At 60.3% G+C, this 20,723-nt stretch carries 19 protein-coding genes; 16 read left to right on the top strand and 3 right to left on the bottom strand.

Translation table 11 applies throughout. From position 1 onward, the window contains the following. Positions 1–30: 30 nt before the first annotated feature. Positions 31–645 (top strand): hypothetical protein, encoded by a 615-nt coding sequence (locus CLH61_RS03485; protein WP_099613334.1) that lies wholly within the window; start codon positions 31–33, stop codon positions 643–645. A gap of 175 nt (positions 646–820) precedes the next feature. After that, positions 821–1,666 carry a DUF6160 family protein gene (locus CLH61_RS03480; protein ID WP_099613333.1) on the top strand — a complete coding sequence of 282 codons (846 nt, stop codon included), beginning with the start codon at positions 821–823 and terminating at the stop codon, positions 1,664–1,666. A 160-nt stretch (positions 1,667–1,826) separates the two neighbouring features. Here CLH61_RS03480 and CLH61_RS03475 read toward each other — a convergent pair whose 3' ends face one another. Beyond that, positions 1,827–2,453: a hypothetical protein gene (locus CLH61_RS03475; protein ID WP_099613332.1), complete on the bottom strand. Its 627-nt coding sequence runs from the start codon at positions 2,451–2,453 to the stop codon at positions 1,827–1,829. Between the two features lie 201 nt (positions 2,454–2,654). On the opposite strand from CLH61_RS03475, the gene CLH61_RS03470 reads away from it, so the two are divergent. From CLH61_RS03470 to CLH61_RS03425, 10 genes are all read left to right on the top strand, one after another. Next, entirely contained in the window at positions 2,655–3,686 is a 1,032-nt protein-coding gene (locus CLH61_RS03470; protein ID WP_099613331.1) for a DUF58 domain-containing protein, read from the top strand. A 52-nt stretch (positions 3,687–3,738) separates the two neighbouring features. Continuing rightward, complete coding sequence (locus tag CLH61_RS03465; RefSeq protein ID WP_099613330.1) at positions 3,739–5,847, top strand: transglutaminase TgpA family protein; 2,109 nt, start codon at positions 3,739–3,741, stop codon at positions 5,845–5,847. A 1-nt stretch (position 5,848) separates the two neighbouring features. After that, on the top strand, positions 5,849–6,859 hold the full coding sequence (gene holB / locus CLH61_RS03460; protein ID WP_099613329.1) for a DNA polymerase III subunit delta': 1,011 nt from the start codon (positions 5,849–5,851) through the stop codon (positions 6,857–6,859). A 161-nt stretch (positions 6,860–7,020) separates the two neighbouring features. Beyond that, complete coding sequence (locus tag CLH61_RS03455) at positions 7,021–7,371, top strand: PilZ domain-containing protein (protein WP_099613328.1); 351 nt, start codon at positions 7,021–7,023, stop codon at positions 7,369–7,371. A 24-nt stretch (positions 7,372–7,395) separates the two neighbouring features. Further along, a complete protein-coding gene (locus CLH61_RS03450; protein ID WP_099613327.1) occupies positions 7,396–8,301 on the top strand; it encodes an alpha/beta fold hydrolase in 906 nt (301 codons plus the stop codon). Further along, positions 8,291–9,181 carry a DUF4892 domain-containing protein gene (locus CLH61_RS03445; protein WP_099613326.1) on the top strand — a complete coding sequence of 297 codons (891 nt, stop codon included), beginning with the start codon at positions 8,291–8,293 and terminating at the stop codon, positions 9,179–9,181. Before CLH61_RS03450 ends, CLH61_RS03445 begins: the two co-directional genes overlap by 11 nt. A 3-nt stretch (positions 9,182–9,184) precedes the next feature. Then, a complete protein-coding gene (locus tag CLH61_RS03440) occupies positions 9,185–10,243 on the top strand; it encodes a patatin-like phospholipase family protein (protein ID WP_099613325.1) in 1,059 nt (352 codons plus the stop codon). Between the two features lie 146 nt (positions 10,244–10,389). Further along, positions 10,390–11,292 carry a 50S ribosomal protein L3 N(5)-glutamine methyltransferase gene (gene prmB / locus CLH61_RS03435; RefSeq protein ID WP_099613324.1) on the top strand — a complete coding sequence of 301 codons (903 nt, stop codon included), beginning with the start codon at positions 10,390–10,392 and terminating at the stop codon, positions 11,290–11,292. A gap of 36 nt (positions 11,293–11,328) precedes the next feature. Beyond that, positions 11,329–12,423 carry a chorismate synthase gene (gene aroC, locus CLH61_RS03430; protein WP_099613323.1) on the top strand — a complete coding sequence of 365 codons (1,095 nt, stop codon included), beginning with the start codon at positions 11,329–11,331 and terminating at the stop codon, positions 12,421–12,423. 34 nt (positions 12,424–12,457) lie between these two features. Next, the gene (locus tag CLH61_RS03425; protein ID WP_099613322.1) at positions 12,458–13,603 is read left to right on the top strand and encodes an MFS transporter; all 1,146 of its coding nucleotides are present in this window, start codon (positions 12,458–12,460) and stop codon (positions 13,601–13,603) included. A gap of 24 nt (positions 13,604–13,627) precedes the next feature. Here the strand turns inward: CLH61_RS03425 and CLH61_RS03420 are convergent, their stop codons facing one another. Together CLH61_RS03420 and CLH61_RS03415 are read right to left on the bottom strand one after the other, a co-directional pair. Further along, a complete protein-coding gene (locus CLH61_RS03420) occupies positions 13,628–14,776 on the bottom strand; it encodes a PilT/PilU family type 4a pilus ATPase (protein ID WP_099613321.1) in 1,149 nt (382 codons plus the stop codon). Between the two features lie 64 nt (positions 14,777–14,840). After that, positions 14,841–15,713 carry a LysR family transcriptional regulator gene (locus CLH61_RS03415; protein ID WP_099613320.1) on the bottom strand — a complete coding sequence of 291 codons (873 nt, stop codon included), beginning with the start codon at positions 15,711–15,713 and terminating at the stop codon, positions 14,841–14,843. A gap of 287 nt (positions 15,714–16,000) precedes the next feature. Here CLH61_RS03415 and leuC point away from each other — a divergent pair, with 287 nt between their 5' ends. The 4 genes from leuC (at position 16,001) to asd (ending at position 20,429) form a co-directional block, all read left to right on the top strand. Then, complete coding sequence (gene leuC, locus CLH61_RS03410; RefSeq protein WP_099613319.1) at positions 16,001–17,419, top strand: 3-isopropylmalate dehydratase large subunit; 1,419 nt, start codon at positions 16,001–16,003, stop codon at positions 17,417–17,419. A gap of 17 nt (positions 17,420–17,436) precedes the next feature. Further along, positions 17,437–18,087 carry a 3-isopropylmalate dehydratase small subunit gene (leuD, locus tag CLH61_RS03405; protein ID WP_099613318.1) on the top strand — a complete coding sequence of 217 codons (651 nt, stop codon included), beginning with the start codon at positions 17,437–17,439 and terminating at the stop codon, positions 18,085–18,087. A gap of 24 nt (positions 18,088–18,111) precedes the next feature. Then, the gene (leuB, locus tag CLH61_RS03400; RefSeq protein ID WP_099613317.1) at positions 18,112–19,185 is read left to right on the top strand and encodes a 3-isopropylmalate dehydrogenase; all 1,074 of its coding nucleotides are present in this window, start codon (positions 18,112–18,114) and stop codon (positions 19,183–19,185) included. 128 nt (positions 19,186–19,313) lie between these two features. Further along, positions 19,314–20,429: an aspartate-semialdehyde dehydrogenase gene (gene asd / locus CLH61_RS03395; RefSeq protein WP_099613316.1), complete on the top strand. Its 1,116-nt coding sequence runs from the start codon at positions 19,314–19,316 to the stop codon at positions 20,427–20,429. The last annotated feature ends 294 nt before the right edge of the window (positions 20,430–20,723 follow it).

Here is a 20,723-nt window from a genome sequence, read left to right as displayed (position 1 = left end):
GAAATCTCTCCAGAATCAGCAGGAACGACCATGCCAATAACAAGATCCCTTACCCGTAGTCTGACCCTTGCCCTGCTTGCCCTCCTTGCACTGCCTGGGCCCTACGCGGCGGCCGAGGAAGCCGGCTCGCCCGCCAGTCAGCCCTACGATCCGCTGGCTGACGGCAAGCTCACCCGCGAGGAGCTGGCGGTTGCTGCGGTTGCCGGTCAGCAGCAGTTGGTCAAGCTGACCGAGCAGGCGGTTGATGAATATACCGCAGGGCTGGGTGCAGCGGCGACGCCCGTGCCCGCGGCCTGGATGTTGCTCGAGGATGGCAAGACCATCAAGCAGCTCAACCTGGACGGTCAGGCGGTCGACGCCCCCGCCAACGTCAAGATCCTGATGTACCGGGCGGCTCTCAAATCCATCGCCCGCCGGGGCAAGATCCACGCGGCGGTGATTCTCTATACCGGCAAGGTGGATGCGGACAGTGACACCCGTGTGCTGGTCATCGAGCACGAACATCGCCTGGGTATCTCCGGCAACAAAATCGTGCCTTACCAGGTCGAGGCCGGCACCGTGGCCTTTGGTGAGGCGGTGACCCGGGACAAGCCGTTCCAGATGTTTTACGACGATCGCGGTGATTTACCCGCATCTGGCGGCTAAAAATGAGAACTTTTCGACGTTTGTTTCAGCTCGTAACCGGCCGGTAAATAACTGTGAATGGAGTCACGGAACCAGACTGTAAAACAATCTTAAATGGATTCGTGGGGTAAGACGCCCCACACACAAAACCAATAAGGCCCGGATAACAACAAAACGGGTTTATAAGGAGATAAGAATGAAAGGCCTGAAGAAAATCGCTCTGGTAGCCGCCGTTGCTGCCGCACCGTTCGCCGCTCACGCGGAACTGCAAGCCATGAATGACAGCGCCATGGGCAACGTCACCGGTCAGGCCGGTGTCACCATCGAGCTGGAAACCCAGGTAAGCATCGGTCAGTTCAAGTACACCGACGAAGGCTCCTTCGCGGTTAACAACATCGTACTTGGTGGTGCCGGTGTGACAGCCGACGGCGCGGCTGCAGGTTACAACACTCTGCTGGACCAGCTGAAGATTGACATCGACGTACTGGATGACGGTGACGCCAGCATCCACGTGGGCACCCTTGATGGGCTTCCCATCGACTGGGGTATGACCGTGGGCTCCATGGAGCTGCTGGCCGGCTCCACCGGTACCGACAGCACCACCCTGATTTCCAACCTGAGTGGTTACGGTAACCTGGCGCAGCTGGATATCACCGTGGACACCGCAACTGACCACCTGAATATCGCCACCGCGTTCAACGTTGTCGACATGGATTTCGATGTTGAGTTCATGGGCATCGGTATCCGTGACATGAAGGTCATGGGCGCTGCGTTCTTCGAAGAGGTTGCGGCAAGTGTTGCTGGCGGCGGAAGCGCTGCTCCGACCACCCCGGCGGGTATGTTCGCTGCGGTTAACCTGGATGTCTACAAGGGCGTAGGCCTGGGCGCATCCACCGCCGTTGATGTGCTCCGCGTTGACGTGAACAACGTCTACCTGGATATGGCCATCGGTGGGGTCGAGATCGGCGGTACCTCCATTGGTTCCCTTGCCATCGACAACCTGGCAATCACCAACACCAAGCTGGCGGTATACGGTCACTAATCTGACCTGAACCCCGCCTGAAGAAACGCCCCGCAATTGCGGGGCGTTTTTTTTTACAGCGGATAACCAGCAAAAAGTCCGTAACGATGACCGACAACTGACCAGAAAAATGCCGGAGACTGTTGCTCCGGCATCGCAATCGACAGGAAGGCTCGGGCTGTTACTGCTCGGGCACCGCAATTGACAGGTCGAACCCGCCGCCGGGCCGCGGTGTCAGCTGGATCGGTCCCTCGTTGATGCCTTGTGGCAGTCTGATCTGGTCAATGCCGGGCGGGTTGCCGATTGAAAAGGTCAGATTCTGGCCATCAAAGGCCAGGCCGAGCTGGTCGTTGAGGAAAGTCTGGGTGAAGGGTTCCTCGGGAACTTCGGCTTGCTGGCCGAAAATGATCGGCGGAATCAGCGGGGTAAAGTCGACGGGGGGCACTACCTGGCTCAGCTGATCCGTCGGCAACAGCAGGGCCTTGCGGATAAACTCTTCTTCCGCAGCGGCCAGGGCATCTTCATTACTCTCCTCGAGATAGCGTTGCAGGGCATCGCGGTCCGCTTCCTCTTCGGCTTCGCTGATGACCGGTTCGCCCGGAGAAATGGTCAGCGCGCGGATGATCCGTCGCCGGTCGGCCTCTGACTTGCGTTTTTCCCTCGGTACGATGATTACCGCAGAATCCTTGATGTAGGTGTCTACCATTTCTTCCTGGGACAGGGATTGCACTCCGGCCAGTGCGGGCGTGCCTGCGGCGCCGGCCAGAAGGATCCCCAGTGCGGTTTGGTGCTTGATGGTCAGGCTCATGGTCAGGCCTCTTTGTCTGCGTCCGGTGTCAGAGGCACTTCTGAACAAACGTCAGTCAGAGCGTCCCGTATTTGTTAAAGTATTCGCCTCAGGCCAGGGGTTTTCAAGCGCGTGGTGCCGGGTTTGTGATCGATATCCGTGGATGTCCGGTATTGTCTGATACCGTGGCAGGCATTTCCGTTCAGGATGATAAGGCAGCTTATGTTGAAAGCAGTAACCGCCTACTGGCAGAACTGGGTCGATCGGCGGGTTCCCCGCGACGATACCCGTGTATTCGGGCAGAAGAACATCTTCATTCTGCCGTCCGCTGCCGGTGTCGTGTTCGGTTTGCTGCTGTTGGTCATGCTGCTGACCGGAATCAACTATCAGAACAGCCTGATCTACCTGCTTACCTTTCTGTTGGGGACGGTGTTCGTGGCGGCGATGCACCAGACCCACCGCAACCTGACCGGCCTGCAGATCACGCTTGTCAAAGCCGGGGAAGGGTTCGCCGGGGACGCCATCCCGTTCGTCTTCCGGGCATCGGCGCCGAATCACGACGCACTGGCGATCACTCTGAGCCACGATCAGACCCGGGTGGACCAGCAGCATGTGCTGGCGGGTAAGCCGCTGGACATGCAGGTGCTGGTGCCTTCCCGCGCCCGCGGATATCTGGTGCCGACGCGAATCCGGGTGGAAACCCGTTTTCCGTTTGGCTTGCTGGTGGCCTGGTCCTGGCTGCGACCTGCCTCCGCTGGGCTGGTGTACCCCCGGCCAATCGCCGCGCCGGAAGTGGGCAGTTCCGTGGTGGATGATGGTGAGGTGGATGAAACCCGTGAGACAGAGGGCCAGGACCACGCCGATCTGCGGCCCTGGCGGCAGGGCGACATGTCCCAGCGAGTGCTCTGGAAGCGTTTTGCCCGCACCGGCGATATGGTTATTGCCGACTGGGAAGGTGAGCAGGGCAGTCCGCACTGGCTGGATTACGACGCCTTTAGCGGCGTTGACCGGGAGCTGCGGCTCAGTTACCTGACCTCGCTGGTTATCGCTCGGGCAAACGGCAATGCGGCGTTCGGACTCCGCCTCCCGGGCCAGACAATTGAGCCGGATAATGGCCAGCTTCACGTCCAGCGCTGCCTGCGGGCACTGGCCACCTGCGGCCTTGAGCGGCCCCGGGAGGCTACTGTTGCGGCATATGGCAGTCGCACCGGAGAGCCGGCGGCTGCCGTAGCACAACCGGGAGAATCGGTATGAGAGACCCGGTAGGCGTTGCGGTGTTTGGGGTGTGCGGTATGGACTGCGCGGTATGAAGAGGGCGACACGGGGCGCGCTCACCGGCGCGGACAGCTCGCTGATTCAGGTCCCTGGTCGGGCACTGGCCTGGCTGATTGCCAGCTTCGCGGTTCTGCTGGCACCCCAGTGGGATCGTCTCCCTGTCTGGTTGCTGGTGGCCTGCGTTGTCCTGGCCGGCTGGCGCTGGCTGGCACAGACCGGGCGGCTGAGGTTGCCGGGGCGCTGGCTGCGGAGCGGGCTGATGCTGACGCTGGTGGCGGTCTATGTGGCTACTGTGCAGGGCCGGTTCTCGGTGGATACCGCCGCTTCTTTCTTTGTGCTTGCGGTGGGGCTGAAATGGCTGGAGACCCGTTCCAACCGTGATTTCTACGTGCTGTTCTTCATACTTACTTACCTGGCAACGGTAAACTTTCTGTTCCGGCAGGGAATTTTCTGGACCCTGTTGAACCTGGCCGGGGTGGTGTTTCTGCTGATTGGCCTGCAGGTTGCCAATGCGCCGAGTGCCCCGGGGGCGATCCGGGCCGGCTGGAAGCGGCTGGGAATGATGTTGCTGAAAACCCTGCCGGTGGTGGTGCTGCTGTTTGTCTTCTTTCCGCGAATGGCACCGTTGTGGAGTGTCCCGCTGGTGTCGGGCGAAGCACGCACCGGGATCAGCGATGCCATGACGCCGGGTGATATCTCCAGTCTCGCCCAGAGCAGTGAACGGGCGTTCCGGGCAAGTTTTGGCGGCGAGATACCACCGCCGCGGCTGCGCTACTGGCGGGGGCTGATTCTGGACAGTTTTGATGGCGAAACCTGGAGTCAGCGCCAGCCGGAACCCTTCCGCCGGCCAGGTCGGGTCGCCAATGACGGTGGTATTGGCACCTTGGCGAACGATGAATACGACGTCCTGCTGGAGCCCACCGACCAGCGCTGGGCCTTCGCGCTGGATGATTCGGTGGCGGTATCGGATAACGTGTATCTGAATGAGGATCAGCTGTTCCGCTTCCGCCGCCCGGCGGACAGCGCGGTTCGCTACCGGCTCGCTTTCGAGTCCGGAGCGGGTGGCCAGCGGACTCAGAATCCGGCCCCCGGGCCGCTGGGTCGCGCCGACCGGTATCGGTACCTCCAGTTGCCGTCATCCGGCAACCCGAGGGCGCGGGTATTGGCGGACGAACTGGCGGCCGCGGCGCCCTCAGCGGAAGTGCTCATCAGCGGGTTGCTGCGGCGCTTCCGGGAGCAGGAGTACTATTACACCCTTCGGCCACCGGCCATGCCCGACAACGGCATTGATGATCTGCTGTTTGATTCCCGGCGTGGCTTCTGTGCCCACTATGCCGGTGCCATGACGTTCGTCCTGCGGGCAGCCGGTATTCCAGCCCGGGTTGTGGTGGGATATCAGGGGGGCGAAACCGGTGCCGGTGGCGATTATCTGATTGTTCGCCAGTACGATGCCCATGCCTGGGTAGAGGCCTGGCTGCCCGATCGGGGCTGGGTGCGGTTTGATCCCACGGCGGCCATCGCGCCCAGCCGCATCGAAAGCGGCCTGAGGGAGGCGGTGGCCGGGGAGGGCTCATTCCTCGAGAACAACTGGGCGTCGCCCCAGAAGTACGGGGATATGGCCCTGGTCCAGTGGGCCAGCCTGCAGGTGGACCGGCTTAACTATCAGTGGCAACGCTGGGTGGTCGGATATCAGGGGCAGTCCCAGATGGACCTGATGTCCCGCCTGCCGGGTGGTTTCGGGTTGCGTGAACTCGGATACCTGACCGCCGGGCTGATCGGTGTGGCGTTGTTGGTGGCGGGCCTGTTGGCAGCGTGGCAGCACCGTGGCCCTGTAGGCCGGGACCCCTGGATGGCGGCGGTGGGCCGCTGGCATCGACTTTGTGAGCGCGCCGGTGTGCCGGTGCGTCAGGGGGAGACGCCGGATCAGCTGGCACTGCGGCTGGAACGGGCACGGCCGGATGTGGCGTCCTCGGCACAAGCCTTTGCCCGACTGGTCAACAATCATTACTATGGTCCGCCTGCAGGCCCGGAAGCCGCCGGCGACCTGACAAGAATGAAACGCTTGCTGGTGACCCTGCGCAGGCAACTGAACCGCCAACCCACCCAGACCGAGGTAACAGGTGCAGACAACCGTGCGTAACATGGCATGGCTTCAGGAGCCCTGGCAGGCCATCCGCGATCGCCTCAATGACAACCGGCTGCCTCACGCGCTGCTGGTAACAGGCGAGCAGGGGGTTGGTAAGCGGGACTTTGCCGAAGCGGTTGCCGCGCTGCTGGTCTGCGACCGGGTGCTAGCCGCCCCGGTGCCGGAAGAGCCGTGTGGGGAGTGCAAGCAGTGTGCGCTGACCCTGGCCGGAACCCATCCGGACATCCGCTTCTATGCTCCGGAGAAATCCCGCATGATCCGGGTGGACCAGGTGCGGGCGCTGTCTGCCTTTGCCGTGGGGTCCCCTCAGGTGGCCCATCGCAAGGTGATCGTGGTTGACCGGGCGGACCAGCTCAACATCAACGCTGCCAACGCCTTGCTGAAAACCCTGGAAGAACCCTCTGCCGACGTGGTGCTGATTCTGTTGCAGGAAGCGGGTCGGCCGATCCTGCCCACCCTGCGTTCCCGCTGCCAGGGCATGGTATTGCGAACCCCGGATCACGAGGCCGCGGCACGCTGGCTGGCAGAACAGATCGCGCTGCTGGCTGAAGAAGACAGGCCGGATGCGGCCAGTTGTATAACGGCCCTTGAACTGGCCGGAGGTGCCCCGCGACTGGCACTGGAATATGTTACCGGGGACTTTCTCCAGCAACGCCGGGATGCCCTGGATAGCTTTCGCCGTTTCATGAAGTCGGAAATCACCTTGGGCGAGGCGGCCAGACCGTTCAAGACCATTGGCCTGGAAGAAACTCTGTGGCTGCTGGAGGGCTGGGCGGCGGACCTGGCCCGGCTGGCGGCCGGTGGTGCCGGTCGGGATGCCGAGGCTGAGGATATGCTGCGTTACCTGGCGCAGAACAATCCGCCCTGGAAAGCGCACCAGTTATTGGACGCGATTCACGAAGCCAGGGCCGCCGGGGTATATAATGTGAACCCTGAGCTGGAGGCCGAGCGCCTGCTCATGCAGTGGCAGGCGTTGATGCCCGTCAGGCGCACGGCGGCGCGGTAGCTGTAATGGCCTGAGCAAGCCCGCAGCTGGACGGGTGACCTGTCCGTTGGCGTGGGCGCCAGGGCTGCCGGCTGCTATAGTCTTCAAACTGTGGTCTTCAAACTATAGTCTTCAAGCGGTTAGCTGATTTTCATAACAACGAACGTAGAAAAGGTGTTGATATGGGGCCTGGATTCGGTGCTCGCAGTGGCATTCTGACCCTGACAATTAAAGACAAGGCGGTGTTATACGCCGCATACATGCCTTATATCCGGCAGGGTGGCCTGTTCATCCCGACCCAGAAGCAGTATCAGCTGGGGGATGAAGTGTTCCTGCTGTTAAACCTGATGGACGAGCCGGAGAAGATTCCGGTAGCGGGCAAAGTGGTGTGGATTACCCCGAAGGGCGCGCAGGGTAATCGCGCGGCCGGCATTGGCGTGCAGTTCACCGGTGACGACGAGACCGCACGTACCAAGATCGAATCCTACCTGGCCGGAGCGCTGAGTTCGGATCGTCCTACACACACGATGTAACCCTGGTTCCGTGAAGGTTTAGTTATGAATGATCCGGCCGTAATGATTGCCCGTGATCCGCTGGGCTGTCATGAAGTCCGCTGGCCCTTGCGGCACCTGACCCTCGCGGGAGAACACTGGCCAGCCAGCCAGCCGCAGGGTGAACGTCCGCCCATCGTCGCGCTGCATGGCTGGCTGGATAACTGCCGCTCCTTCGCCCGCCTCGCGCCGGAACTGACTGATCTTGGCGACGTCTACGCGGTGGACCTTGCCGGTCACGGTCATTCCGACCATCGTCCGCCGGGGCAGGGCTATCCATTAATGGAGTATGTCGCCGACCTGGCGGAGTTGCTGGACAGCCACTTCAGCGGGCCAGTTGACCTGGTGTCACACTCACTTGGCGGCATTGTTTCGATTCTTTTTGCCGCGGCCTTTCCGGAGAAAGTGCGCAAGGTCGCGATGATCGACAGCCTTGGTCCGATCAGCAAACCGCCGGAAGAACTGGTGGACCAGCTGCGACGTAGTATCAGGAAACGGCTCAGCGGGTCGGGGCATCCGGCCGTCTATCCGGACCATGAAAGTGCCGCCCGGGTACGTGCCCAGGGAATGATACCGCTCTCCCATGAGGCGGCGATGCTGCTGATATCCCGGAGTATGAAGGCGGTGGATGGCGGGTTTGCCTGGCGTACCGATGCGCGCCTGCGCCATCCCTCCATGCTGATGATGGATGAGCAGCAGGTGTTGGCGGCGCTGGCGCGGGTGGCTCCGCCGGTGCTGTTCGTCGAAGCCCGGAACGGCCTGCTATCGCGCCGGCCCCAGTGGGATGCGCGTATCCGGGCCATAGCTTCGCTCACCCATGTTGAGGTGCCCGGCTCTCATCACTGTCACCTGGAAGGAGATATTTCGCCTGTGGTTGCTGCAATCAGGAAGTTTCTGACTGATGGGAAATAAACGGATCAATCTGGCCGCTCTGTTGCTGGCCTCACTGTTGCTGGCCGGGCCGGTTTGGGCCGAAGTGATGCCCAGGTTTCCCTTGTCGGTGCTGCAAACCGAAGTCGAGATCCGCTCACCGGCGCACCGGGTGTTGTTGAGCCCGGTCCGAGAGATCAATGACGAGATCCGCTCCAACGTCATCGCCAGGGTTCCGGTGGAAGGCACCGGCCAGTTGTTTGAAGTGATCAGCGATTCCGGCCGGAAGGAAGCCCGTGAGTTTTACCTGCGCACGCTGCAGTCCCGTAATGCCACCATCCTTTACCAGTGCGCCGGTGTGGCCTGTGGTCGCAGTAACGTCTGGGCGAACCAGGTGTTCAACCAGTCCACACTCTATGGCCGGGACGCCGACCAGGACTATCTCGCAGCCGCCTACATCGGCGAGGACAGCCGCACCTGGCTGACGCTGGTGTATACCGTGACCCGCGGTAACCAGCGGGAATACGTCTGGGTGGAGCACCTGGCGCTGGGCGAGGGTGCGGTGGTGCCCGGCCTTGACGGCGGACAACACCGTATTGTCGGCCCGCTGGTTATCTCCTGGACCGGCGGGGTGACCTACCGGTTTGACTGGACGGCCAATGACCGGCGCCGGTTGAATGACTGGGCTGCCGAAGACGGTAGTAAAGTAGTGCTGGCAAGCTATTCTGTACTTGAAGGGGACGAGTCCCTGACTGATGCCATGGATCGCGCCCGGGCAGCTGCCGAGTCACTGGCTGCTGTGCTTGGCAAGACCGGAATCCGCAGGGAACAGATCGAGATCATTACCATCGGGCCGGCGGTGAAGCTGGCCGACCCCGGTCGCCAGGGTAACCGGGTCGAAATCGTGGTGGTCAGGAGGTAGCCGATGAACCCCCCAGAGACGCCGGCTGAAGGCAAGACTGTTGCCCTGACCCTTGGCAGTGGCGGGGCGCGGGGCTATGCCCACATCGGTGCCATTGAGGTGCTGAAGGAGCGTGGCTACAACATCATTGCCATTTCCGGGTGCTCCATGGGCGCGCTTATCGGTGGCGTGTACGCCGCCGGCAGGTTGAATGACTACAAAGACTGGGTCACGGGGCTCGGCCAGTTTGACGTGCTGAAACTCCTGGACGTCACTTTCAGCTCCATTGGCGCAATCCGGGGCGAAAAGATTTTCTCGGTGGTCCGGGAAATGCTGGGGGACACCCGCATCGAGGATCTCCCGATTGCCTATACTGCAGTAGCGACAGACTTGCTGGCGCACAAGGAGGTCTGGTTCCAGGAAGGCCCCCTTGACCAGGCAATCCGCGCCTCCGTCGCCATTCCCAGTGTGGTCACGCCCCTGGTCCTGAATGGGCGCGTGCTGGTGGACGGTGCCCTGTTGAATCCGCTGCCGATCATCCCCACAATTTCGTCCCATGCCGACCTGGTGGTTGCGGTCAATCTCAGCGGTGAGGACGATCGCAGCCAGCGTATTCCGGATGCTGCCTTTGCCGGACACCCGGACTCGGATATGGAAGAGTGGGTCGACAAGGTTCGGGACAAGGCGTCGCGCTGGTTTGACTGGGACACTCTCAAGACGCTGGGTGGCAAGCGCGAGAATGGCCACCCGGTAGTTCCCGACGGGGAACACCCTGAACAGAAAATCAGCAAGGCTGTGGTCAGGAAGAACCACGATGACGCCAACACCATTGACTGGGACAAGCTGGGGATAGGCAAGTTCGACGTTATGAACCTGACGATCGAAACCATGCAGAGTGCCCTGGTCCAGTACAAGATTGCCGGCTACCCGCCGGACCTGCTGGTCAACATTCCCAAGAATGCCTGCCGCAGTTATGACTATCACAAGGCCCCCGAACTGATTCAGCTGGGTCGGGAACGGATGGCCGCAGCCCTGGACCGCTTCGAGACGGACCACAGCAGTTCCGGACCGCTGTCGGTGTGAACCGTTAACGATCTACCGTCTACCGTCAACGAGGGGCTGCAGGTGGCAGCTGAAAGCGCGTATAATCGGCGCTTTCGGACCGATACATTCAGCACACTATTCCAGCACACATGTCCAGCACACATGAGCAACAAGGATACCTGCCTGTGACCAGCGTTATCGATGATCTGCATACCGTCCGCGATTACCTGAGATACGTCTCCTCAAAGTTTGCTGCGTCGCCACTGTATTTCGGTCACGGCACCGATAATGTTTGGGATGAAGCGGTACAGCTGGTGATGCGGAGCCTGAACCTGCCACTGGAAAACAATGCCGTGTTTCTGGATGCCCGGCTGGTGCGGGAAGAGCGCGAGTTGATTATCGAGCGAATGAACCGGCGGATAAACGAGCGGGTGCCGCTGGCCTATCTGCTGGGTGAAGCCTGGTTCATGGGGTTGCCCTTCCACGTTGACGATCGGGTACTGGTGCCGCGCTCACCGCTGGGTGAGCTGATCCAGAACGGGCTCCAGCCCTGGCTGGGCAGCAAGGCAGCCTATCGTATTCTTGATCTGTGCACCGGCAGCGGCTGTATCGGTATCGCGGCGGCCACCGTGTTTGAAGATGCCGAAGTGGAGCTGGCGGATATTTCCGAGCATGCCCTGGAGGTGGCCCGGTCCAATATTGAATACCATGAGCTTGGTGAGCGGGTGCGTACCGTGTACTCCGACCTGTTCGACAGCCTCGAGGGCTACTACGACGTCATTCTGAGCAATCCGCCCTATGTGGATGCGCGGGATCTCGCGTCCATGCCCGAAGAGTACAGCCATGAGCCGGAACTCGGTCTGGCGGCGGGGGATGACGGACTGGATATCGCCCACCGAATCCTCGCCGAGGCCGCCGACCACCTCAATCCTGGCGGCCTGCTGATCGTTGAAGTAGGGAATAGCTGGGTGGCCCTGCAAGAGGCCTACCCGGACCTGCCGTTCACCTGGCTGGAGTTTGAAAACGGTGGCGAAGGCGTGTTCCTGCTGACAGCGGAAGATCTGCTGAACTGGCAAGGCAAAGCTTGAACTGAATTCTGCAAAAACGGGATAACAAACTGAATCATGTCAGGAAATAGCTTCGGAAAACTGTTTACGGTCACCACATTCGGGGAAAGCCACGGCGTCGCCCTGGGGTGCATTATTGATGGGTGTCCTCCGGGGCTGGAACTGACTGAGGCCGATCTGCAGGCCGACCTGGATCGCCGCAAGCCCGGCACCTCCCGTCACACCACCCAGCGGCGTGAGCCGGATGAAGTGAGGATCCTGTCGGGCGTCTTTGAGGGCAAGACCACTGGAACACCTATTGGCCTGCTGATCGAGAATACCGATCAGCGTTCCAAGGATTACTCCAAGATTGCCGAACAGTTCCGTCCGGCCCACGCTGACTATACCTATACCCACAAATACGGCTTCCGGGATTATCGGGGTGGCGGTCGTTCCTCCGCCCGGGAAACGGCGATGCGGGTGGCAGCCGGTGCGGTGGCCCGCAAATACCTGGAGCAGCGCCTGGGGATCACCATTCGCGGTTACCTCTCGCAGCTTGGTCCGATTCGCGCTGAAAAGCTCGACTGGGACCAGGTTCACCAGAATCCGTTCTTCTGTCCGGACGCCGACAAGGTGGCGGAAATGGAAGCCTATATGGACGCACTGCGCAAGGAAGGCGACTCCATCGGAGCCCGGATCAACGTGGTCGCCGAGGGTGTCCCTCCGGGGCTGGGGGAGCCCATTTTTGACCGGCTGGATGCTGACCTGGCCCATGCCCTGATGAGCATCAACGCGGTGAAGGGTGTTGAAATCGGGGCCGGCTTTGACTGTGTGGAGCAGAAAGGCACCGAGCATCGCGACGAAATGACGCCGGACGGTTTCCTGTCCAACAGCGCCGGTGGTGTGCTGGGGGGGATCTCTTCGGGTCAGCCAATTGTCGCGAGCATCGCCCTCAAGCCGACGTCCAGCCTTCGTTTGCCTGGTCGCAGTATTGATGTCCATGGTAATCCGGTGGAGGTTATTACCACCGGTCGTCACGATCCCTGTGTCGGTATTCGGGCAACCCCCATCGCCGAGGCAATGATGGCCATTGTGCTGATGGACCATTACCTGCGGCACCGCGGCCAGAACGGAGACGTGGAGGTAGATACGCCGGTGCTCGGTCAGCTCTGACCTTCCGCCGCCCGCGCCGGAGCTAAGGAGCGCAGTGATTTACTGGCGACTTTCAAACCTCTACTTCTGGTTTTTTGCCCTGCTAGGAGGGCTCCTGCCTTACTGGTCGCTCTACCTTGAGGGCCAGGGGTTCTCCTATCTTCAGATCGCCACCCTGATGGCGACCATCCAGCTTACCAAGATTGTCGCGCCCAGTGTCTGGGGCCACCTCGGGGATCGCACCGGCCAGCGGGTCCGGCTGGTGCGCTTTGGTGCCGTTACCGGTTCGCTTTGTTTCGCCGGGGTATTCCTCGAGCCCGGGTTTTACGGGTTGCTGCTGGTTATGCTGGCGTTCACCTTTTTCTGGAACGCCATTCTGCCGCTCTATGAGGTGATCACCCTGCGAACCCTCGGCCGCCGGAAGGACCGCTATGGCAAGGTCCGGCTATGGGGCTCGGTGGGCTTCATCGGTGCGGTGGCCGGAGTGGGGGGGGTACTGGAACTGGTGCCGATCCGCGGCCTGCCGTGGCTGTTGCTTCCGGTGTTTGCCGGGATAGTCGTTTCCGCCTTCCTGATCCGTTCAGAGCGGGGCGTACGCAAACCGCCGGCACCCAGCGGCAGCTTGCGGCAGATACTGAGCCATCCCGCCGTGGTGGCCTTCTTCCTGATGAATTTTCTGCTCCAGGTATCCCATGGGGCCTACTACACCTTCTTTAGTATTCACCTGGAGTTGTACGGTTACAGCAAGCTGGCCATCGGCCTGTTGTGGTCGCTCGGGGTGCTTGCGGAAATTGGTCTGTTCCTGGTCATGCACCGCCTGGTGCGCCGGTTTACCGTGCGCCAGATTGCGCTGGCCGCGCTGGCGCTGACCCTCATTCGCTGGATCCTGATCGCAGAACTCACCGCAGTGCTTCCGGTGCTGATCTTTGCCCAGTTGCTGCACGCGGCCTCCTACGGCGCCCTCCATGCGGTTTCGGTGCAGTACATCCAGGGTTACTTCGGCCAGCATCACCACGGCCAGGGCCAGGCGTTGTACAGCGGGCTGACGTTTGGTGCGGGTGGCGCAGCCGGAGCCTGGATTTCCGGTTTCCTGGTCGAGGGGATCAGCACATCGGCGGCATTCTGGGGCGGGGCCGTTGCCATGGCAGTGGCGCTGGCGGTGAGCTGGCGGGGGTTGAATCCCCCGCCGCAGGCAAGCTAGAGAATTGCAGCAGTCAGTGCAGGGTTACTCGCCGCTTTCCTCGTCTTCATCATCCTCAAGCTTGAGCGAGAATCCGCTGCTGCCGGAGCTTGCTGCATCCGGTTTGCTGCCATCCTGGCCATGGAGCTTGATTTTCAGGCGCAGGTTGTTGGCAGAATCGGCGTTCTTGAGGGCTTCGTCCTCGGTAATCTTGCCATCCTTCCAGAGTTTGAACAGGGCCAGGTCAAAGGTCTGCATGCCGAGGTTAGCCGACTTCTCCATGATCTCCTTGATACCGTCAATCTCGCCCCGCAGGATCAGTTCGGAAATGGTCGGTGTGCCCAGCAGGATCTCGATCGCCGCGCAACGTTTCTTGTCGACGGTGGGAATCAGCCGCTGGGACACGAACGCCCGCAGGTTCATCGACAGATCCATCAGCAGCTGTGGCCGCCGCTCCTCCGGGAAGAAGTTGATGATCCGGTCCAGCGCCTGGTTTGCGTTGTTGGCGTGCAGCGTTGAAATACACAGGTGGCCGGTTTCGGCAAAGGCGAGGGCGTGTTCCATGGTCTCCCGGTCGCGGATCTCGCCAATCAGGATCACATCCGGTGCCTGACGCAGGGTGTTCTTCAGGGCCTTGTGGAAACTGCGGGTATCGACGCCGACTTCGCGCTGGTTCACGATGCACTTCTTGTGACGGTGGATGTACTCCACCGGGTCTTCAATGGTGATGATGTGGCCGCTGGAGTTGCTGTTACGATAATCGATCAGGGCGGCCAGCGAAGTGGACTTGCCGGAGCCGGTTGCACCAACAAACAGCACCAGTCCGCGCTTGGCCATCACCACGTCTTTCAGTATCGGGGGCAGTCCCAGATCATCGGCGTTAGGAATTTCGGTGACAATGTTGCGGGCGACGATGGAGATTTCATTGCGCTGGCGGAAGATATTGATGCGGAACCGGCCCACATTACGGATGCTGTAGGCCAGGTTCATCTCGAGCTCCTGCTCGAATTCGGCAATCTGCTCTTCGTCCATGATCTGGTAGGCAATTTCCTTGATAGTGCCCGGTGCCATGGGGTTACGGTCGATCGGCTTGAGTGTGCCGTGGAATTTGGCGCAGGGTGGTGCGCCGGTACTCAGGTACAGGTCCGAGCCGTCATTCTTGGCCAGAATCTTCAGAAAATCGTCAAACCCCATTTAAATTCCCCAATATCCTCAGTTCAGTTGGTTTCGCGCTGCCAGCGGTCCGGCCCCGGTGCCGTCAGCCGCCTTCTTCATCCCGTACCACCTCAAGCAGCGCCCGCGCCGCACTGCTCAATTGCCGGCCGGTGAGACCAATGGCTCCCAGCACACGAGTCACCGGGAAACCGATGTTCAGCCGCCGGATACTGTCATCCACCATACTCAGGGGTAACACGCTCCAGCCAAGGCCAACGCTGGTCATCATCTTGATGGTCTCAAGATAGTTGGTCGGCATCTGTGGATTCAGAGGCAGATTTGCCTCCAGGAACAACCTGCTTACCACCCGGTAGGTCGCCGTCGTGGTGTCCGGCAACAGCGCTGCATAGTCAGCAAGGTCTGCCAGGGTTGGTGAATTCATTCCCGCCAGCAAATGCTCCGGACCCGCTACAAAGGCCATGGGATCCGGCCACTGTTCATATACCATGAAGTGGCCCGCCATACTGTCACTAAGTGTGACAAAGGCCAGCTCGGCGTTACGTTTTCGCATCTGTTCGTACGCCGCATCGGACTCCATGAACTGGAAATTGAGTGACACATCGGGGTACTCCCGGGTGAATCGTCGCAACCAGTTGGGCAGATGATGGAGGCCAATGTGATGGCTGGCGATAATCTGCAGCTCCCCTTCAATTCGGCCGGTGTCCGACGTCAGCGCGACTCGCGCATTATGGATCTCGTCGAGGATTTTGCGGGCGTGGGGCAGCAACCGGGTGCCCGCATCGGTCAGGCGAATCTCCCGATGGCTGCGATCAATCAGTTTCGTCCCAAGCTGGTTTTCAAGAGCAGCCAGGCGTTTACTGATCGCCGGTTGCGTAAGGTGGAGGACCTCGGCCGCTTCAGAAAAAGAACCCTGGTCGACGATGGTGAGAAAAGCACGCAGATAGTTGGAATCCACTTTCGTCTAATTCCTGTTTGGTGGCATTCACAGGTCCGGGGGTTGGGTTGAGCTGGCTTTCCAAAACTGTGCGGAGCCATGGATGGCGGAGCTCAAGCGCCACAGGGATGTGCCGCCAGGAGCGGGTTTTGGAAAGCCAGCTCAACCCGGGCCATGAACCCAAAGTAAGATATGCCATTCAGTAATGCAAAGAATAAAAAACATGAATTGAGGTTATGTAATGCGGGAGAGTAAGATAACCCGCAGTGTAGTCAAAACCAGAAACCCCCAGAGAGTGAGAGCGAACCATGGCGGGCAAGACCTTATACGACAAATTGTGGGACGACCATCTCGTCAAGCAGCGGGACGACGGCTCAGCCCTTATCTACATCGACCGGCAGCTGCTCCACGAAGTAACCTCGCCGCAGGCCTTTGAAGGCCTTCGCCTGGCCGGCCGCAAGCCCTGGCGCATCGACGCTAACCTGGCAACACCCGACCACAACGTACCGACCACCGATCGCGACAAAGGTATCGACGGAATTGTTGACCCGGTCTCCCGCACCCAGGTTGAAACCCTCGACAAGAACTGCGACGAATTCGGCATCCTGGAATTCAAGATCAAGGACCAGCGCCAGGGCATCGTCCACGTCATCGGGCCGGAACAGGGTGCCACCTTGCCGGGCATGAGCATCGTCTGTGGTGACTCCCACACCTCCACCCACGGCGCCTTCGGCTGCCTGGCCCACGGTATCGGCACCTCCGAAGTCGAGCATGTGCTGGCCACCCAGTGCCTCGTGCAGAAGAAAATGAAAAACATGCTGGTCAAGGTCAACGGCAAACTGGGCCGCGGTGTGACCGGCAAGGACGTGGTGCTGGCCATCATCGGCAAGATCGGCACCGCCGGCGGTACCGGTTACGCCATCGAATTTGGCGGCGAGGCGATTCGTGGCCTGAGCATGGAAGGGCGGATGACCATCTGCAACATGGCCATTGAAGCTGGCGCCCGGGTCGGCATGGTCGCAGTGGATGACACCACCATCGAATACGTCAAAGGCCGTCCATTTTCCCCCATCGGTGAACAGTGGGACACCGCCGTTGCCTACTGGCGCACCCTGCACAGCGACGATAACGCCGTATTCGACAAGGTCGTGGAACTCGATGGCGCGGCCATCAAGCCCCAGGTGAGCTGGGGGACGTCACCGGAGATGGTCGCCGACGTGGATGGCCAGGTGCCTGATCCGGCGAAGGAAGAGGACCCCATCCGTCGCGAGGGTATTGTTCGCGCCCTGAAATACATGGGATTGCAACCCAACCAGGCGATCACCGACATCCAGCTCGACCGGGTATTCATCGGCTCCTGTACCAATAGCCGGATTGAAGACCTGCGTGAAGCTGCCGCCGTGGTCAAGGGCCGCAAGGTCGCTGCCAGCCTCAAGCAGGCAATGGTTGTGCCGGGTTCCGGCCTGGTCAAGGCCCAGGCGGAGCAGGAAGGTCTCGACAAGATCTTTATCGAAGCCGGCCTGGAATGGCGTGATCCGGGGTGCTCCATGTGCCTTGCGATGAATGCGGACAAACTGGGGCAGGGCGAGCATTGTGCGTCCACCTCCAACCGTAACTTCGAAGGCCGTCAGGGCTTCGGCGGCCGGACTCACCTGGTCAGCCCGGCGATGGCGGCTGCCGCTGCGGTAACCGGCCACTTCGTCGACGTCCGCGAATTGCTGAACTGATCCACAGGAGAGAGACCATGCGCGCATTCACGCAACACCAGGGCATCGTTGCCCCCATGGACCGGTCCAATGTGGACACGGACATGATCATTCCCAAGCAGTTCCTGAAGTCTATCAAGCGTACCGGCTTCGGCCCGAACCTGTTTGACGAGCTGCGCTACCTCGATGAGGGCAAGCCCGACCAGGACAGTTCACAGCGTCCGCTCAATCCGGACTTCGTACTCAACCAGGCCCGTTACAAGGACGCCAGTGTACTGTTGGCTCGTGCCAACTTCGGTTGTGGCTCCAGTCGCGAGCACGCCCCCTGGGCGCTCGAGGATTACGGGTTCCGGGTGATTATTGCCCCAAGTTTCGCGGATATTTTCTACAACAACTGCTTCAAGAACGGGTTGTTACCCATTGTTCTTGAAGAAGAACAGGTTGACCGACTGTTTCGGGAAGCTGAGGCTACTGAAGGTTATCAGCTGACTGTGGATCTGGAAGCGCAAACCGTAACGACGCCGTCAGGCGAATCCTTCAGCTTTGAGGTGGACAACTTTCGCCGCCATTGCCTGCTGAACGGTCTCGACGATATCGGCGTGACCCTTGAGGATGCCGAGCAGATCCGGGCCTACGAAGACGCCCGGCGCAAGACTGCGCCCTGGCTGTTCAATTCAGTAAACCAGTAAGATCAAGTTAATCAGGAATCTGACATGTCCAAGACGGTATTGATGCTCCCGGGCGACGGGATTGGCCCGGAAATTGTTGCGGAGGCCGAAAAGGTTCTGCACAAGGTCAACGAAAAATTCAACCTCGGACTGACGTTCGAGCAGGCTCTGGTGGGTGGCGCTGCTATCGATGCAACCGGTATCCCGCTGCCTGACGAGACTCTCGACAAAGCCCGTCAGGCGGATGCCATCCTGCTTGGCGCGGTGGGCGGCCCCAAATGGGACCAGCTTGAAATGGCGCGGCGGCCGGAGAAAGGCTTGCTCGGCCTGCGTTCAAATCTGCAGCTGTTCGCCAACCTGCGGCCGGCGATTCTGTACCCGCAACTGGCGTCGGCATCTTCGCTGAAGCCGGAAGTGGTGTCCGGCCTGGATATCATGATTGTCCGTGAGCTGACCGGCGGCATCTACTTCGGTCAGCCCCGTGGTGTCCGGGAATTGGAGGGCGGCGAGCGACAGGGCTACAACACCTACGTTTACTCCGAGTCGGAGATCCGGCGCATCGGCCGGGTGGCCTTCGAGGCGGCCCGTCAGCGCAACAAAAAGCTGTGCTCGGTAGACAAGGCCAACGTGCTCGAAGTGACGGTGCTGTGGCGGGAAGTAATGACCGAGCTGGCGAAGGAGTATCCGGATGTCGAACTGTCCCATATGTACGTCGACAACGCGGCCATGCAGCTGGTGCGCGCACCCAAGCAATTCGATGTGATTGTGACCGGAAACATGTTTGGTGATATCCTTTCGGACGAAGCGGCTATGCTCACCGGCTCTATCGGCATGCTGCCGTCGGCGTCGCTGAACGCCGAAAAACAGGGCATGTACGAGCCCTGTCACGGTTCGGCGCCGGATATTGCCGGGCAGGGTATTGCCAATCCGCTGGCCACCATTCTCAGTGCCGCCATGATGTTGCGGTACAGTCTGGGCGAGGAAAAAGCTGCCGAAGCTATCGAGGCAGCCGTCAGCACAGTGCTGGATCAGGGGCTGCGCACCGCAGACATTATGTCTGAGGGCGCGAGGAAAGTGTCTACCCTTGAAATGGGTGAGGCAGTTCTCGCAGCGCTTTGAGGCCCTTACCGGTTCAGTAGTTTTGAGACCCGACGGCAACAGGATGCGGTTGCCGCGGGATCATCCATCCTGTCCCTGCCAGCGATAACGGTTGCGGGCGGGCATAAAGCGAGGTTCAAAGGTCGCACATGAAGCGAGTTGGACTTGTAGGTTGGCGTGGCATGGTGGGCTCGGTCCTCATGCAGCGCATGCGTGAAGAAAACGATTTTGCCGATATCGATCCGGTGTTTTTTACCACTTCCCAGGCCGGGAAGCCGGCCCCGGACGTAGGCAAGGAAGGCATTCCGCCGCTGCAGAATGCGTTTGATATCGACATCCTGAAAACCCTGGATGTCATTGTGACCTGCCAGGGTGGCGACTACACCACCGAGGTTTATCAGAAGCTGCGCGATGCAGGCTGGCAAGGCTACTGGATCGATGCAGCCTCCACCCTGCGGATGGCCGACCACTCGGTCATCGTGCTGGATCCGGTTAACCGCAACGTTATCGATGCGGCGCTGGCAAAGGGCGTCAAGGATTACATCGGTGGTAACTGCACCGTCAGCCTGATGATGCTGGCCCTCGGCGGACTGCTGGAGCAGGATCTGATTGAGTGGGTTTCGCCGATGACTTATCAGGCGGCTTCCGGTTCCGGTGCCCAGAACATGCGTGAGCTGCTGAGCCAGATGGGCGAATTGCATAACAGTGTTCGTGCAGAACTGGAAGATCCGGCCTCGGCCATCCTGGAAATCGATCGCAAGGTGACTGAAACCATGCGTTCCGGGGACTTCCCGACCGAGCATTTCGGGGTGCCGCTGGCGGGCAGCCTGATTCCGTTCATCGACAAGCAGCTCGATAACGGTATGAGCAAGGAAGAGTGGAAGGCCGGTGTAGAGACCAACAAGATCCTCGGTCGCAGTGGCAATCCGATTCCCATTGACGGAATCTGTGTCAGGATTGGCGCCATGCGTTCCCATAGCCAGGCGCTGACCATCAAGCTGCGAAAGGACCTGTCGGTTGAGGAAATCGAAGGCATTCTGGCGAAGGGCAACGACTGGGTGAAAGTGATCCCGAACGATCGGGACGCCACCATGCAGGAACTGACCCCGACACGGGTGACCGGAACCCTGGGGATTCCGATCGGCCGGATTCGCAAGCTGGCCATGGGGCCGGAGTATATCTCGGCGTTTACCGTCGGTGACCAGTTGCTGTGGGGTGCTGCGGAACCGCTGCGGCGGATGCTGCGCATCCTTCAGGAACGCTGAGGGAAGTCCAATGCAGGCTGGTTAATGCCAACTGTGTCCGGTTTCCGATAACCGGTTGGGGGCGGAGGCTGATTTCAGTCTCCGCCCCTGTTATTTTCAGAGATGATTGGTTCCCCTTGTGCCGAACGTGGGCTAGACTCAGCTTCGAAGCGGGATGGCCGGGAGTGGTTTTGAGTGGCGTTGAAGGAACAGCACGTTCCGGAAGAATGATAAAGAAATGGTATAAGCATTGAAGCTGATTGATTGATAAAACTCACTTTATCAACAATACTTGGCTGGCCGGAAATTAAAGAA

Origin of the sequence: Marinobacter profundi, assembly GCF_002744715.1 — a bacterium.
In the GTDB taxonomy this organism is placed as follows: Bacteria; Pseudomonadota; Gammaproteobacteria; order Pseudomonadales; family Oleiphilaceae; genus Marinobacter; species Marinobacter profundi.
The sequence above is the reverse complement of the archived record's forward strand: the minus strand, read 5'-3'. Positions and strand labels throughout refer to the sequence as shown.

What these genes read in the sequence shown, in the direction of transcription:
- CLH61_RS03485 (WP_099613334.1), top strand. Translation starts at nt 31, where the DNA reads ATGCCAATAACAAGATCCCTTACCCGTAGTCTGACCCTTGCCCTGCTT.
- CLH61_RS03480 (WP_099613333.1), top strand. Translation starts at nt 821, where the DNA reads ATGAAAGGCCTGAAGAAAATCGCTCTGGTAGCCGCCGTTGCTGCCGCA.
- CLH61_RS03475 (WP_099613332.1), bottom strand. Translation starts at nt 2,453, where the DNA reads ATGAGCCTGACCATCAAGCACCAAACCGCACTGGGGATCCTTCTGGCC.
- CLH61_RS03470 (WP_099613331.1), top strand. Translation starts at nt 2,655, where the DNA reads ATGTTGAAAGCAGTAACCGCCTACTGGCAGAACTGGGTCGATCGGCGG.
- CLH61_RS03465 (WP_099613330.1), top strand. Translation starts at nt 3,739, where the DNA reads ATGAAGAGGGCGACACGGGGCGCGCTCACCGGCGCGGACAGCTCGCTG.
- holB (WP_099613329.1), top strand. Translation starts at nt 5,849, where the DNA reads ATGGCATGGCTTCAGGAGCCCTGGCAGGCCATCCGCGATCGCCTCAAT.
- CLH61_RS03455 (WP_099613328.1), top strand. Translation starts at nt 7,021, where the DNA reads ATGGGGCCTGGATTCGGTGCTCGCAGTGGCATTCTGACCCTGACAATT.
- CLH61_RS03450 (WP_099613327.1), top strand. Translation starts at nt 7,396, where the DNA reads ATGAATGATCCGGCCGTAATGATTGCCCGTGATCCGCTGGGCTGTCAT.
- CLH61_RS03445 (WP_099613326.1), top strand. Translation starts at nt 8,291, where the DNA reads ATGGGAAATAAACGGATCAATCTGGCCGCTCTGTTGCTGGCCTCACTG.
- CLH61_RS03440 (WP_099613325.1), top strand. Translation starts at nt 9,185, where the DNA reads ATGAACCCCCCAGAGACGCCGGCTGAAGGCAAGACTGTTGCCCTGACC.
- aroC (WP_099613323.1), top strand. Translation starts at nt 11,329, where the DNA reads ATGTCAGGAAATAGCTTCGGAAAACTGTTTACGGTCACCACATTCGGG.
- CLH61_RS03420 (WP_099613321.1), bottom strand. Translation starts at nt 14,776, where the DNA reads ATGGGGTTTGACGATTTTCTGAAGATTCTGGCCAAGAATGACGGCTCG.
- leuC (WP_099613319.1), top strand. Translation starts at nt 16,001, where the DNA reads ATGGCGGGCAAGACCTTATACGACAAATTGTGGGACGACCATCTCGTC.
- leuD (WP_099613318.1), top strand. Translation starts at nt 17,437, where the DNA reads ATGCGCGCATTCACGCAACACCAGGGCATCGTTGCCCCCATGGACCGG.
- leuB (WP_099613317.1), top strand. Translation starts at nt 18,112, where the DNA reads ATGTCCAAGACGGTATTGATGCTCCCGGGCGACGGGATTGGCCCGGAA.
- asd (WP_099613316.1), top strand. Translation starts at nt 19,314, where the DNA reads ATGAAGCGAGTTGGACTTGTAGGTTGGCGTGGCATGGTGGGCTCGGTC.